This window comes from Pseudomonadota bacterium, from assembly GCA_018817425.1.
Taxonomy (GTDB): domain Bacteria; phylum Desulfobacterota; class Desulfobacteria; order Desulfobacterales; family RPRI01; genus RPRI01.
Genome location: JAHITX010000130.1, coordinates 1 through 14,503, shown reverse-complemented (window position 1 = coordinate 14,503; position 14,503 = coordinate 1). Strand labels below are relative to the sequence as shown.

Annotated in this window: 12 protein-coding genes; 4 read left to right on the top strand and 8 right to left on the bottom strand. The window is 41.6% G+C overall.

From position 1 onward, the window contains the following. Positions 1-518 precede the first annotated feature (518 nt). The 4 genes from KKC46_21740 (at position 519) to KKC46_21725 (ending at position 4,446) form a co-directional block, all read left to right on the top strand. Entirely contained in the window at positions 519-704 is a 186-nt protein-coding gene (locus KKC46_21740; GenBank protein ID MBU1056424.1) for a hypothetical protein, read from the top strand. Positions 705-1,074: 370 nt separating this feature from the next. Continuing rightward, positions 1,075-2,457: a cytochrome B6 gene (locus KKC46_21735; protein ID MBU1056423.1), complete on the top strand. Its 1,383-nt coding sequence runs from the start codon at positions 1,075-1,077 to the stop codon at positions 2,455-2,457. Positions 2,458-2,652: 195 nt separating this feature from the next. Beyond that, positions 2,653-3,744: a magnesium/cobalt transporter CorA gene (gene corA / locus KKC46_21730; GenBank protein MBU1056422.1), complete on the top strand. Its 1,092-nt coding sequence runs from the start codon at positions 2,653-2,655 to the stop codon at positions 3,742-3,744. Positions 3,745-3,819: 75 nt separating this feature from the next. Next, positions 3,820-4,446 (top strand): class I SAM-dependent methyltransferase, encoded by a 627-nt coding sequence (locus tag KKC46_21725; GenBank protein MBU1056421.1) that lies wholly within the window; start codon positions 3,820-3,822, stop codon positions 4,444-4,446. Between the two features lie 35 nt (positions 4,447-4,481). On the opposite strand, the gene KKC46_21720 is transcribed toward KKC46_21725, so the two are convergent. From KKC46_21720 to KKC46_21685, 8 genes are all read right to left on the bottom strand, one after another. Next, complete coding sequence (locus tag KKC46_21720; GenBank protein ID MBU1056420.1) at positions 4,482-4,907, bottom strand: DUF4395 domain-containing protein; 426 nt, start codon at positions 4,905-4,907, stop codon at positions 4,482-4,484. A 253-nt stretch (positions 4,908-5,160) separates the two neighbouring features. After that, positions 5,161-7,365, bottom strand: coding sequence for a catalase/peroxidase HPI (gene katG, locus KKC46_21715; protein ID MBU1056419.1), 2,205 nt, complete (start codon positions 7,363-7,365; stop codon positions 5,161-5,163). Positions 7,366-7,469: 104 nt separating this feature from the next. Beyond that, complete coding sequence (locus tag KKC46_21710; protein MBU1056418.1) at positions 7,470-7,913, bottom strand: transcriptional repressor; 444 nt, start codon at positions 7,911-7,913, stop codon at positions 7,470-7,472. Positions 7,914-8,261: 348 nt separating this feature from the next. Further along, the gene (locus KKC46_21705; GenBank protein ID MBU1056417.1) at positions 8,262-9,455 is read right to left on the bottom strand and encodes an aldo/keto reductase; all 1,194 of its coding nucleotides are present in this window, start codon (positions 9,453-9,455) and stop codon (positions 8,262-8,264) included. 181 nt (positions 9,456-9,636) lie between these two features. Further along, a complete protein-coding gene (locus tag KKC46_21700) occupies positions 9,637-10,578 on the bottom strand; it encodes a sugar kinase (protein ID MBU1056416.1) in 942 nt (313 codons plus the stop codon). Next, positions 10,575-11,597, bottom strand: coding sequence for an SPFH domain-containing protein (locus KKC46_21695; protein MBU1056415.1), 1,023 nt, complete (start codon positions 11,595-11,597; stop codon positions 10,575-10,577). The genes KKC46_21700 and KKC46_21695 overlap by 4 nt, the downstream gene beginning before the upstream one ends. 104 nt (positions 11,598-11,701) lie before the next feature. Further along, positions 11,702-12,223 (bottom strand): hypothetical protein, encoded by a 522-nt coding sequence (locus KKC46_21690; protein ID MBU1056414.1) that lies wholly within the window; start codon positions 12,221-12,223, stop codon positions 11,702-11,704. Positions 12,224-13,362: 1,139 nt separating this feature from the next. Further along, positions 13,363-14,040: an HAD family hydrolase gene (locus KKC46_21685; protein MBU1056413.1), complete on the bottom strand. Its 678-nt coding sequence runs from the start codon at positions 14,038-14,040 to the stop codon at positions 13,363-13,365. Between the last annotated feature and the right edge of the window lie 463 nt (positions 14,041-14,503).

Genomic DNA, 14,503 nt, shown 5'->3' with positions numbered 1-14,503 from the left:
GCGGCATCAAAGTCTTGACAAGAAAACACCGGATATGGTTTATTGGGCGACATTTCCCAAGAGAGAGACAGCAGCTTGAATAAGCAGCTTACCCACTTAAAAAACAATTTTTGCTGTTCATACAATCCCGACCACCGCTTTATTGGTAAACAAATACTTCTTTTTAAATTCCAAAAATATATACAGTCGAGCATAAGGGAATTACATCCATGGCTATAAAACAAGTAGCCCGTTACTACACACGATGGAGTCTTGATAACCACAATGGCAGGATTACTTTATACAATACAAATAACGCATACATGGATAAACTGTCTCAATCCGTTTAATGGCCCAGGTCCAGCTTGTCATCATAAAAAACACACCTCCATAAAAATCAAACGGTTTATATAATATTTCTATTCGTTTTTCTAATTGCTAAATGTCAATTTTTTTTGTATTTTTCCTTATAGTCGGCTGTTGTAATAAAGCCCATCATCAATCTCGTGCAGATAAAACTTAAAAATGAGGGGGATATTATGAAAAAATTTATTGTATTATTATCTGTTTTAGCTTTGACTTTTTCAACTGTGGCAATTGCTTCAGACTTCGGACAAAATGATATAAAAATAAACGCAAGTGGCCCAAACGGACCCGCACCAAACTCAGGTGATGGTATTCCGGATGGAAGTGGAGGCGACTCTCCATATGGTCCCAATAAGTAAAATAATGAAATTGTAACCGCATAAGATTGATAATAAATAATCAGACAGCCGGAAGTATCCTCGCAACCCTGCTCACTGTAAGTGTGTGGGGTTGCTCACAGAACCAGCCAGACACATATCGGACATGTACAAAGCCTGTATAACTGGAAGAAACGCTCATAGCACTTATCGCTCTGTTTTCTTATCCCCGATTATGAGTGATGTTAAAACTGGCCTAAAAGTCGCAATATATGCCATTTCTCGACCACTTAGCTTTCGTAAGCGGATTAGTTTTCTTAAATTATAAAGGAGGTGACGTACCATAATAGAAAACGCTTAGATTATATAAGCATCAATGAAAATTATCTGTTAAAAAAAGGAGGACTGTGAAATGAACCGACAAAAGAAGTACCGTTTTGCGTTAGTCACAATCTGCATTTTCTTGGTCGCAGGAATCGCCTCTGTAGTTGTATCTGCTCAGCAGGAGAAGATTGTTTCCAGCTATGGACCCACAAATCAGGATATCTCCTTCGACCAAATCAAAGCTGGGCGCATGGCAGTAAAAGCTGATCGGGCTAAACAGCAAATGAAATTACTGAACACTCGCTATGACCTATCAAAGAAGGTTTCCACCAAATTCCTCATGTCAGGGGGAAAACCCATCCCAGTTGGACCAACAGCCAAACTTAATGGCGTAACATGGGAGCAGATTGGTAAAATGCCCCCCGAACAGATCAAAATAAAGGGGATTTTTCCATACAAACCCCTCCCATTTGCAGACCACGCCGAAGGAGGCATGCTTTTCCCTGAAATGATCACGAAAACCCTTCCACGGTTGGTACGGTTTGATTTGGATTTCGACCTGCCCGAGCATATCCTTGCGGACCCTGCCCCCGGAATTTTCCTGACTACCCGACCCGACCTTGGTGATGTGGCAAAAGGGCGTCTTATTACAATCGACAACTATTACGAAATTTTTAACGGTCTCCTGAATCCCAAGCAACTTGAGGGCGTGCGCCTGCTTGTAACCCAGTTTCCGCAACAACAATTTAACGCAACTGAAGATCGCCGGACAGACAGGCCCAGCCTGGGTGTAACCTGTTTCGACTGTCATGCCAATGGCCATACCAACGGGGCCAACCACCTTGTTGGCGACATCAGGCCGCAGGAATTCAGGCATCGCATCGAAACACCTACCCTGCGGGGAGTGAACATCCAGCGGTTATTTGGTTCACAACGTGCTTTAAAGACTGTGGAGGATTTCACGGAGTTTGAACAGCGTGCCGCCTACTTTGACGGAGACATCTGTATGGCTGCTAAAAAAGGAGTCAATGTTCTTGAAAGAGGTTCCCAGGTACATTTCATGGCTGAATTTCTGGCAATATTAGATTTCCCTCCGGCCTCCAAACTCGATATCTACGGGGAACTCGACAAGGCCAAGGCTGAGCCCAGCGAAATGCGTGGCGAAATGCTTTTCAACGGTAAGGCTCGTTGCTCTTCATGCCACCCTGCTCCCTATTACACAGACAATACTATGCACGACCTCAAAGCTGAACGCTTTTACAAGAAGGAGTTAGTAAATGGTATGATGATGGCCCATGATGGGCTCATAAAAACCTTTCCTTTGAGAGGCATCAAAGACTCCCCGCCCTATCTGCATGACGGGCGTTGTTTCACGCTTGAGGATACAGTGGAGTACTTTAACCTTATACAGCAACTCCAATTAAGCACCAGGGAGAAGGAAGATATCGTTGCCTTCTTAAGGGCTTTATAGCTTGTTTCAGAAGAATCTTACATTATAGCGTTTGTCATGATTTATAACATTCTGACAAACGCTATAAATACGTTCTATTTCCAAAATATTTTGCTTTAAGGATAATTAATTGGTAATATGCTAAACAATCATAATTTTTGGCAGCCATTATTTCCTTTTGCATTCAAAATATTAATATTAAGGCATATATAATAAATGACAAAATTTATTCTAAAAAGCTTCGGAATATCCAAACTGCTTCCAAAAACCAGCAAACCGGCTTCAGCTCCGGGAACCGTAACGTATATTGGTGAAAAGCAGGAACAGCCGGTTAAACTCCACATGATTGATTACAATGAAACAAATTTTACGGAAAAAAACTTAGAAAATCTTGCAGAATGCTTGCCCTTTAAAGAAAGTCCTACTGTAACATGGTTAAATTATACAGGGGTTCATAACATACAAAACATTAATGAGGTAGGTGAAATATTTCAGGCACATCCACTGGTACTTTCAGACATAGCAAATACTACTCAACGCCCCAAAGTTGAAGAATATGACAAGTACCTCTTTGTTGTCATTAAAATGTGTTATTTTAAAAAGAATACCGACGAAGTGTATATGGAACAGGTAAGCTTATTGCTTGGGAAAGACTATATAATTTCATTTCAGGAAAATGATACAGATGTTCTGGAAGGATTGCGCGAAAGAATCAGGAACGGTAAAGGTAAAGTGCGCAAACTGGGAAGCGATTATCTTATGTACTGCATTATAGACACTATTGTTGATAATTATTTCTCGGTTCTTGAAAATGTAGGCGGAAAAATTGAGTTGTTGGAAGAAGAACTCATGTTAAATGCTAGCCAGGAGCTTTTATCAAAGATATACCGCTTGAAGCAAGAACTTATTTATTTAAGAAAATCTATCTGGCCTATGCGAGAGGTTGTAAATACGATTCAACGCGCCGAGCATGATCTGATTAGTGAAGGAATATACGTTTATATGCGTGATGTCTATGATCACACAATTCAGGTAGTAGAAACAGTAGAAACATTTCGTGATATGACATCGGGAATGCTCGATCTTTATCTTTCAACTGTGAGCAATAAAATGAATGAAATAATGAAGGTTCTTACTATATTTGCTGCTATTTTTATTCCTCTCACCTTCCTTGCCGGTATTTACGGAATGAATTTTGAATTTATGCCTGAATTAAAATGGCGGCTTGCATACCCGGTTTGGTGGGTAGTTACTATTATATTGGCAATTGGTATGCTTATATATTTTAGAAAAAATAAATGGCTATAAGTTATAAAAAAGAAGAACAGGTTAAACTTGCAAACTGTAACAAACTTTTGGCATTAGCATGGATAAAGCAGTATTATGAAAATTGATAAATTTCATTATTACGATGGAAAACCATATGAAATAATCTTTGACAGGGCAATGAAGGGAATGCGCCATTGCTTTATTGATAAAATAGAGGCAGGCACTAAAGTAATTGATATAGGTTGTGGTATCGGTTCTTTAGTATTTGACCTTGCCGAAAAGTGCAGCTTTGTAACAGGAGTTGAGATTTCATCTAAAATGTTTGAATATGCCAAAAGTCGTCAGCAGAAAAAAGGCATACAAAACGTGCAGTTATTACATGGTGATGCAACAAATATATCTGATATTAAAGATCAGCAGTTTGATTATGCAACATTTTCGATGGTCATTCATGAAATGCCGCCTGATTTACGAATAAAGGCTCTACTTGAAGCAAAACGTATAGCTAAAAAACTTATTATCTTAGACTTTGCTGCACCACAGCCTGCTAATATAATGGGTGTTATGTCACGTATCATAGAATTTTTAGCAGGCATTGACCACTTCAAATGTTTTTTGGATTTTCAAAGAAATAATGGTATAAGTAAATTACTTGAATCCTGCCAACTTTCTATTTACAATGAATCTACGCTTAAAAAAGGCGCCATAAAAATTGTTTCAGCGCAGTCTCCGATAAATTAACCACGCAATTCCAATGAATAGACCTATGATGTGTGCTATCCTTTATGTATAAAAGGGTATATCTTACAGGCAATACAGAATTTGAAAATTGCTTCAAGAGCGGCACAAACAGTAAAAATCAAACCGATAACAATGCCTGTTTTCTCAAAATTGAGCAGATAAGATGCAGCTATCATGCAACAAAATATAACCCCGATCTTCGCAGCAAATATTTTAGGTCCGGCATTAACCATTGTAGGTTTGACTTTGAAGATATTTAGAATAGTTTTACTGAAAGAACTATAAAAACTATATGAAGGATTAAGAAAGCCACGTATAAAAAAATCAATGGATAAAACCAAAATAATCCATTTATAAGGCGTAAAGAAAAATAATATTAAAGAAAAAACAGTTAAAGCTGCGTTTATTTGCACAGCCTTTTCATTTACCTGCACAAAAGATATAGGGCACATTTCATTCATATTTATAATCCATTTTTATTTGTTTAATCTCAACCAGAAGGCAATTCTATGCTCAGCAGACTTTAATGGCCTAAAGAAAGCGCGGAGTTTCAGATTTTAATGAAACACCGCGCTCATATTTTGCTAATGCCTCCGTGAGCGTTTAAAACATCCATCAGTTCATGGCGGTGTTATCGCTTCCTGCTCATCCGATTTGCAGTTCAGAATATGCTTCGGAAACCCTCGAATACGTTTATGCTACGATCAGGCAAGGTCAACAAAAGCGGTCAAGATTCATTACCTTGTTCCACGTCGCCACAAAGTCGTGCAGGAACTTCTCCTGGGAGTCCTTACTTCCATAGACTTCCGCCAAGGCCCGTAGTTGGGAGTTCGAACCAAATATGAGATCGACACGGGTGCCGGTCCACTTAATTTCACCGCTCTTGCGATCACGACCTTCGAACACGTTATCGTCTCCCGAGGTTGCCTTCCACGTCGTGCTCATATCAAGCAGATTCACGAAGAAGTCATTGGTGAGCGTCTCTGGCCGTTTGGTGAAGACGCCATGCCGGGACTGTTCGAAGTTAGTATTCAAGACACGCATACCGCCAACGAGAACCGTCATTTCAGGAGCAGTCAGCGTCAGCAGTTGTGCCCGATCAACCAGCAATTCCTCCGCCGATACACTGAACTTGGTCTTGAGGTAGTTACGGAACCCGTCTGCAGCCGGTTCGAGTACGGAGAATGACACCACGTCGGTTTGCTCCTGTGAAGCATCCGTGCGTCCCGGCGTGAAGGGAACGGTCACAGAATGACCGGCATTCTTCGCCGATTGTTCGACACCTGCGCATCCACCCAGGACAATCAAGTCGGCAAGAGAAACCTTCTTTCCGCCGGACTGTGCGCTGTTGAACTCCTTTTGGATTCCCTCAAGAGTCTTCAGCACCATCTTCAGTTGGGCCGGCTGGTTGACTTTCCAATCCTTTTGCGGCGCAAGACGAATGCGCGCCCCGTTTGCCCCACCGCGCTTATCGGAGCCGCGGAACGTGGATGCCGACGCCCAGGCCGTTGAGACCAGTTGGGAGACAGTCAGTCCGGAGGCAAAGATTTTGCCCTTAAGGGCGGTGATGTCCTGTTCGTCTATCAATTTATGAGTTACTGCGGGGACCGGGTCTTGCCAGATCAGCTCCTCTGCCGGAACCTCCGCACCGAGATAGCGTAAGCGAGGGCCCATATCACGATGGGTCAGTTTGAACCACGCCCTAGCGAAGTCGTCCGCGAATTTTTCCGGGTTCTGCTGGTAGTGCCGCGCGATCGGCTCGTAGATCGGGTCGAAGCGAAGGGAGAGGTCCGCCGTGGTCATCATCGGCCTGTGTTTCTTCAACGGGTCGTACGCGTCAACCACCATATCCTCTTCGGCTACGTCCTTGGCCAGCCACTGATTCGCGCCGGCCGGGCTTTTGAGCAGCTCCCACTCGTATTTGAACAGCACGTTCAGATAGCCCATGTCCCATTTGGTCGGGTTCGGCTTCCAGGCGCCCTCGATGCCGCTGGAGATCGTATCGCCGCCTTTACCGCTGCCGAAACTGCTCTTCCAGCCGAGCCCCTGTTCCTCTATGCCGGCGGCCTCGGGTTCCGGCCCGACATGCGCCGCATCGTCCGCGCCATGGCATTTGCCGAAGGTGTGCCCGCCGGCGACGAGCGCGACGGTCTCTTCGTCGTTCATCGCCATACGTTTGAAGGTCTCTCGGACGTCACGGCCGGAGGCGACCGGATCAGGGTTGCCGTCCGGGCCTTCCGGGTTCACGTAGATCAGCCCCATCTGCACGGCGGCAAGGGGGTTTTCGAGATCGCGGTCGCCGGTATAACGGCTCTTTGGCTTGTCGCTCGTAGCCAGCCATTCCTCTTCGGCACCCCAGTAGACGTCCTCTTCGGGTTCCCAGATGTCCTCACGCCCGCCACCAAAGCCGAAGGTCTTAAAACCCATCGACTCCAGAGCACAGTTGCCGGCGAGGATCATGAGATCGGCCCAGGAAATTTTTTTGCCATATTTCTGTTTGATCGGCCAAAGCAGTCGGCGCGCCTTGTCCAGGTTAACGTTGTCTGGCCAGCTGTTCAGCGGCGCGAAGCGTTGGTTGCCGGACCCTGCACCCCCGCGGCCGTCACCCATGCGGTAGGTTCCTGCGCTGTGCCAGGCCATTCGGATGAAGAGCCCACCGTAGTGACCGTAATCGGCTGGCCACCAGTCCTGTGAGTCGGTCATCAGCGCATAGAGGTCCTTTTTCAGAGCCTCCAGGTCGAGCTTCTTGAATTCTTCAGCATAGTTGAACTCCGCGCCCATCGGATTGCTCATGTGCGAGTTCTGATGAAGCATCTTAAGGTTCAGCTGGTTCGGCCACCAGTCACGGTTCGACGTGCCGCCACCGGCAATGGGTTTGCTTGTCCTGCCCGTTACCGGGCACTTGCTATCTTCATTCATAATGCTTCCTCCTTTCATTGTCTGAACTTTTGCACCGTATTCATTTGATTATAGAAATAAGTATTATATGATAAGTACTATCAATTGTATGGCAAAAAAATATATTAACCTTGTTCTGCCATACAATTGCTGCATATACCGAAAAAATCCAACCTATGATTCAGAATTTTAAAATTAGTATCTAATTCAACCTCTTTTTTCATTTCATCCAGGCTATCCAGGTCCGGGTCAACAATTTTTTTGCACTTGATACAGATGATGTGTGGATGGGGAGTAGGCTTGTTTCCATCATATCGGTTGCTCCCATCCGGGAATCCTAACTCAAGAACTTCACCCAATGATTTAATTAATACAATATTTTTATATACAGTGGCAAGACTCATTGTCGGAAAGTCTTTTTTTATCTGGACATAGATATTGTCAACACTGGGATGGTCTTTACTTTTGGCAAGAATTTTAACGATAGCCAGCCGCTGAGGCGTTATCTTGTGGCCATTATCCCTTAATTTTTGGATGATGATTTCAAATCTTTTTTTATGGTCTGCCAATTGAAGCCCCTTTATCCTAAATAATAATTATTATCCAATAACATTAACTATCATTTCAGTCAACTTTTATTTCAATCATCCACATATGATAACTTCATTGGTTAATTTGTATCAATTTCATTCTGTTTAATAATAGTATAATTGACGTTTTCTATACGAATAGAAAAGTTACGAACACTTACATTATGCGAAATATCGATAGTCTCAAGCTGAGAAAAAGTGTTATGCAAATGATAATCCATACAAAAGTCATCTTGAACCAATTTCCTTATATTGAGTTGGCTGTTCAGGGGGCAGCACTGTTTTTGCCCTTGCAGCAGGATGTTAGGCCTGTTGTTGACTTCACCTTCATTTACTAAATTCCGTATAGGCTTCTTTCATAAATTGCGCTATCGGAATTTTCTGAGGGCATATTTTTTCAACACCTGAATAATCGTTGCTATTTATCTTGCTCCGAATCTTAATTGGTATCTGTTCAAACTTTTTTACTGCCAGATCCCTTGCCCCATACCCTCTCGAATACATAAGCATTTCCATAATCTCGAATATTGGAATCTCATCTGCATTTGCAGTATCGCATCCACCGCATCGTATACAGTAATATTGCCCGGTGCTATCTGCATAATCTGCAAGCAGTTTTTTTACTTCAGCATTGAAAGAGCGATCATCTACCGCCGCTGAAACATTCGATTGCAAAATCGTTGAATTAGGCATAAGAGAGCAGACTGATGTCAAGTTAGGATTCTGCCAAATCGCTTCTATCTTTGCTTGTTCAAAAGATATATTGTGAACAGCTAACATAGCATTCAATTTTTCTTCACTAAGCGGAAACTTTTGCAACTTGGCTTTTTGCTGAACCGTGATCCCCATTGACTTAACAGCAAATATCCCAATACCTTTTTCATGACATTTCTGCATAGCATCTTCCATGCTTTTAATGCTCTGCATCCTGTAATTATAAGCAGTTTGAATCCCATCTATCCAGCCAAGCTCAGCAGCATCATTGAGACATTGGGCCATATTCTTATGCGTACAAAATCCAAAAAATCTAATCTTCTTTTGTTTTTTAACCTTCTCAGCCCATCTTCTTACGTCATTATTAAGCACTTCAATGTTATCCAGAACGTGTACAGCTAAAAAGTCAATAGTGGACGTCCCGTTTTCTTTGAGCACTTTATCCAATTGTTTCTGCATTACAACCGGGTCTGTTGAATATACTTTTCCGGACAAAAAGACTTTCTTTCGTGTCTCAGGATGTTTTTTAAAATATTCACTGTAAGCTTTCCCGGTAAATGAAACGATCTCCCAACAGTCAACACCGTAATTAAGGGCTTCATCGAGCAAAACTTGACTGTCTGTGCCTGTAAAAGATCCACCGCCAAGGCAAAGTTTAGATATCTTCACACCGGTATTCCCAAATGCTCGTTTGGGAACAACAACATCAGTGCGTATTTGATTGCCAAAGCTATAAGAAGACGTCAATGCGATACCTGTGCCAACAATAAGTGCTATAAATTCCCGCCTGTCTAACTTCTTTTCCATATGCTCCAATCCCTCTGTATTTGTTTACTGTACCTTCCAAAGCAACTAAACGGTTAAGGTGAGGAGGGGCGCTTTAAAAAAATATAAGCTGAATAAAGGAGCCAGTTTTTAAACAAAGAAGAACGTCAGCAATCGCTCTTTCTAAGCCCTCTGCCCCACCTTTTGGTTCGGCATTCACCTCTTAAACAACAAGATTTCCTTTCTTCTCTGCTACGCTGATCGTAGCAAGTGTTCCTGAGTTAAATTCTATAAAATCCGCTTCGATACCATCGCTAAAAATTACGCCATTCTCTGATATAGCCGAAACAAGTATCAGTGGGCTTTTGGGGGTGATCTTACCGAATGTTAATTCCGCAGAAGATGTTTTGCTTGGCCAAGGTTCACGGACTGAGTAATATAAGTACTCAGAGTCCCATGTAAATTTGGATTTCTGTTTTACCTCAATAGGCCTTCCTGTTGCAGCTGAAGAAATCCCTGTCGCTCCCGCAAGTATGCTTCGCAGCCAACCGCTCGAACCCAAACCTGTTGAAACGATTATACCGCTTGATGAATGATCTTCTTTTTTTTGCTTGATCTGTATCGAATAACGAGCCGATGTGTGTGTTTTTGGCCCTATAAACAAATCATTTACGCCGTAAATGGTCTGTCCAGTGTTTAAATCTGCTTTAGCCATAGTTATCTGGCGAATCGGGCAACTTTTCCGGAACACCTCCGGAACTAAATGGGATAAATCAGAAATTGTGAAGGGAAGCAATACACCTTCCCAGCGATCAGGATCTGGATTAACTCCGATAACCGGTTGCTGATCCAAATATTTAAGAACGTTTGCAACCAATCCGTCCTGCCCTAAAACAACGACTATATCCTGTTTGCCAAATATAAAATTAGGCACAAATGATCGGTCTAATGTTTGCAGACGGCCCAAGCGGGAAAGTGCATTCGTTGCTTTATGAACTGCAGATTTATATATCGTGTTTTCAAGCTTATAATCAGAAAAATCAGCGCCGAGATGTTCTATGTAGAATCTCGCCTGAGCCTCTGTGTTAAATCTTGCAATTAGATCATCCAATCGAGTTTTACGTATGATTAGGATAATCTTATTTTCGGTTAGACGGTCCATCAATTATTTTCCTGTTTTGTTAGTAACTCCCGTAACAGCTCAGGTGAAATATTTAATTGACCAATCTTACTTGCATTTTCCGCTAATTCTTTAAATGCAAATGCAACTAATTGAGATGGTTCCATGCCAACACTTGCAAGAGATTGAATTACTTTTGGATCTGTTTCGGAAATAGCCCTCATCATCGCTGAGATGCTGTATGCTTTAGTATCCGCTTCTTGCTTAGCGTTCTCTGTTGCTAATGTAACCAAATCCTTATTTTTTACCTCCAGGGAGATTTTTGTAGCCATTTCAGCTTCTCTGAGCTCTCGTTTCTTTTGTTGGACAGATTTCTCAGCCTCCATTTGCGCTTCCTTGATTTGACGTTTCTTGTTCTCTACGGCGATTTCAGTATTTAATTCGTTCTCTTTTATTGCTCTTTCCTGTTCTACAGCAGAGTTTCTTCTTGAATAAATGGCTTCATCAGCTTCCTGAAGAATTTGTTCTCTTGCTTCAGCTTCTAAGGCACGGGCTGTTTCAGGAGTTGGTTTTATGGCCAAAATTGATACCCCAAGAATTTCAATCCCTAGCGAAGTGATTGTTTCAGCCTTCTTAAGACTTTCTCTTAAAGAACTGACAAGATCATCAAAACGACCGAGTGTTTCCCGAAGAGGCATAGATTTGAGCGAGGATCGAGTTAATACTTGGGCGTGATTAATAAGCCTTTGGGTTAGTTTTTCAGGATCATCTGAAGTGTAATCCTTTCCGTTAGGTGCCAAAGCAAAATTCATTAATTGAGATAGCTTGGATGGATCTGAAATCTTATAGGTAATCTGACCTTGTACGGTAACTTCTTGGAAGTCAGAAGTAACCTCATGAAAAATAAACGGAGCGTCCACACTTGCCACAGGGACTCTTACCAAGGAAGTAGTTGGTAAAAAGTAAAAGAAAGATAACCCAGCTCCTTCCCGAACAAGTTTTCCTTTTCGATACTGAAGAACATAATCTGTTGGTTGTACTTTTATGAACTTGATTCCTAACATATTGTCTCCTCTCGATTACCAACATCCGCATATATTGTCGAAATGATTTAACTGTGCGGCCCGGCCACTTTTTGGCCGGGTCAGCACCAGTGAATTGTTGTGTGTCATCTCAGCTTCTCCAGAGCAAAAGAATGAAGCTGTGTTCTCAAATTATTAATATCGTTCTCGTTCTTTCGCTCATACACGACATTCTCAAATCCAAAGCTGTGGGTTTCATATAAGGACCCTTGCTCCGACTTTTGTAGAGCTTTAAATTCTTTTTCAAGAAGGTCTGGCTTACATACAAAAATATGCCCCAATGACCACGCAGGCACTTCGGAAGCGGAGTTGGATGTGGCCAAGGTTACTTTAAAAAGCGCACGTAATAGATTCTTATTTTCACTGGCGCATATTATCTGAATAGCGGACTCAAGTGCTTGATTAAAAGGGCCATCAGCGTATTGTTCGGCTTCTTGGCGAAGCTGAGCACCTGACGCAGTATCAATAGAAGAGATAAACTCTTTGTTTAGCGACTCATACTTATTAAAAATGGCAATTACGTCGCTTGATGACATACCATCACCGGCGAATAGTACTGACACGTAAAGTGATACAAATAAAAATGGAATTATGATTTTAAGATTCATATTACACACACCGTTTGGGATATGCGGCAAACCGGGTAAATATTAATTCAACACATTTTTCAGCGGCGAGGGAATCAAGTCCGCTGGAAAAAGAGGTTAAACGTATTTTTTAGTATAATAAAAAGTCAATCATCGCTTCTATGCCCTCAATAGAATCAATGTTGTCTTTGTGATTCTTCATATAAAGTAGTGGAACCACTCTTTCCTTTAGATTTTGAAATTCTGCTTTTCCGACTTGGGCGTCCGGTGCCCATTTCGGAAATTTGATATCCTGAAAATATAGCACCTGCCATTCGGAGATTGCCTTTTGATCAGTGAGTTTCCTTTGAGCCTTCCTGTTTTTCCACCATTTGATGATCATTATTTATACGTTCAACACGTTATTGTGCTGAACTGCATATTTCCAAAGTCAAAAAGGTCTTATCAACCTTTCCATTATATTTTAAAGCATTTTCCAACAGTATATCACTCAGGATTGAATAATATGCTGCTGACAGGATAATTCCAAATACTACACTTTTGTCTTATCTATAAACGGTAAGAAGTAATAGCTACAAACTGGACTACAGCAAAACAGGTCTGCGATGAACTCTTTAAAACTGACAGCTTTTCATCTTATTACATTTTCGAATGAAACGCTCATGGACTCGCGCTTGGTAAAGATGATCCATGATTTGCTTCTCGATCCGGTTGTTCGACATTCTTTGCCTTCCTGAAGTCTTTAAGCTTTCTCAGCTTTCCGGATTCGTCATATCTGGCTTCGTAAACATAGTCGTTCCTTCGTATAGTCGACTCTTGTGTAGAACTCCGGAGGGAAAGAAATAGTGCCAATATCCTACTTACTGATCTTAATAACTGTGTTTTAAATTCGGAGAAATGAATAGATTCTGCCAGCAAAAACGCTATATCTGTTATTCCTGTTAAAACTTAACAGTCTTGCCACTGTTTGAAAAGTTTTTAGTTGGCGCAGTTCCATTTATTTCGTCTCCGTTCAAATTTTTCGATTATATATATCAAAAACTTTCGTTTGACGCAAAATAAATGATTGGATAAGAAGAAGGAAAGCTGGCGAATGCTTCTTGTGCTGCAAAAGCCTTGTTGGGCTTCACTCACCCTTAAATGACTTAAAAAGTCAACGGCTATTTATACCCGCTCAAATTCACCCGCTGCTTCGACTTTCCGTTGAATGCTGCAAATAAGTCTCGAGGGGTCTTGATAAAAGCGTATGCACCTGAAGCCTCTAATTCATCTTTCGTTCCGTATCCCCAAAGAACGCCATAACCACATAACCCATTTTCTTTCGCACCGATAATATCATGCTCGCGATCCCCGATCATTGAAGCCTCAAACGCAGCAATCGATTCTCTTTGCAGAATATGGGATATTAGACTTGTCTTATCACTACGAGTTCCGTCAAGTTCGCTCCCATAGACACGTTTGAAGTAGCGGTGCAAATCAAAATGGTCGATAATCCGTTCAGCATATACCGCTGGTTTTGATGTGGCAACATAGAGTGTATGACCTTCTTCCTGTAGGTTTTCCAGCACTTCAGGAATGCCATCATAGACTTCATTCTCAAATAATCCAACCGATCCAAACCGTTCACGATAAAAGGTTAAGGCCTTTTCGGAAAGTGCATCGTCATCAGAGGCAAGTAATTTCACAAAACTGTCTTTCAAGGGAGGCCCGATACACCAGCGCAAACTCTCTCTGGGTGGTGATTGCATGCCTATCATATCTAATGCGTATGAAATGCATTTTGTAATGCCTGAAAAAGGGTCTGTCAGTGTGCCATCTAAATCAAATAATAGATTCATTGTCTTATAGTCGACAAGTATAAAGTTCTGGATAATTTTACAGATGTAACAATATCCGGAAAGATTAAAAAGTTTTCTGATTCTTATAAACAATCATCATTAATTTACATATTTCTACAGCCAGCAATTTTACTATAATGGGTAGTCATTCCCGGTTTAAAGAAACAGGAACAAACCCCGAACGCAGTTTCCCAAAACTGCTATTTCTTTAGTTCTGCTTTAACAGCCAACCCTATCTTTTCTAATGTAAACGGTTTCTTTATATATTGGCCGGCGCCCAATTTTTGGGCTGCCTTTACCTCATCTGTTTCAGAGTAGCCACTCAATGTCATTAACTTAAGCGAACGAATAATATTATAAATGACTAATTATATTACAATAACTATTGATTTTATGGCATTAGCATGATATATTCACTTTCAATAATAACAAACAATTACTATTGTGAAAGGAGTATACCATG

Coding starts and splice junctions, on each gene's coding strand:
- corA (MBU1056422.1), top strand. CDS start 2,653: ATGACAAAATTTATTCTAAAAAGCTTCGGAATATCCAAACTGCTTCCA.
- KKC46_21695 (MBU1056415.1), bottom strand. CDS start 11,597: ATGTTAGGAATCAAGTTCATAAAAGTACAACCAACAGATTATGTTCTT.
- KKC46_21690 (MBU1056414.1), bottom strand. CDS start 12,223: ATGAATCTTAAAATCATAATTCCATTTTTATTTGTATCACTTTACGTG.
- KKC46_21720 (MBU1056420.1), bottom strand. CDS start 4,907: ATGAATGAAATGTGCCCTATATCTTTTGTGCAGGTAAATGAAAAGGCT.
- KKC46_21735 (MBU1056423.1), top strand. CDS start 1,075: ATGAACCGACAAAAGAAGTACCGTTTTGCGTTAGTCACAATCTGCATT.
- KKC46_21740 (MBU1056424.1), top strand. CDS start 519: ATGAAAAAATTTATTGTATTATTATCTGTTTTAGCTTTGACTTTTTCA.
- katG (MBU1056419.1), bottom strand. CDS start 7,365: ATGAATGAAGATAGCAAGTGCCCGGTAACGGGCAGGACAAGCAAACCC.
- KKC46_21705 (MBU1056417.1), bottom strand. CDS start 9,455: ATGGAAAAGAAGTTAGACAGGCGGGAATTTATAGCACTTATTGTTGGC.
- KKC46_21725 (MBU1056421.1), top strand. CDS start 3,820: ATGAAAATTGATAAATTTCATTATTACGATGGAAAACCATATGAAATA.
- KKC46_21685 (MBU1056413.1), bottom strand. CDS start 14,040: ATGAATCTATTATTTGATTTAGATGGCACACTGACAGACCCTTTTTCA.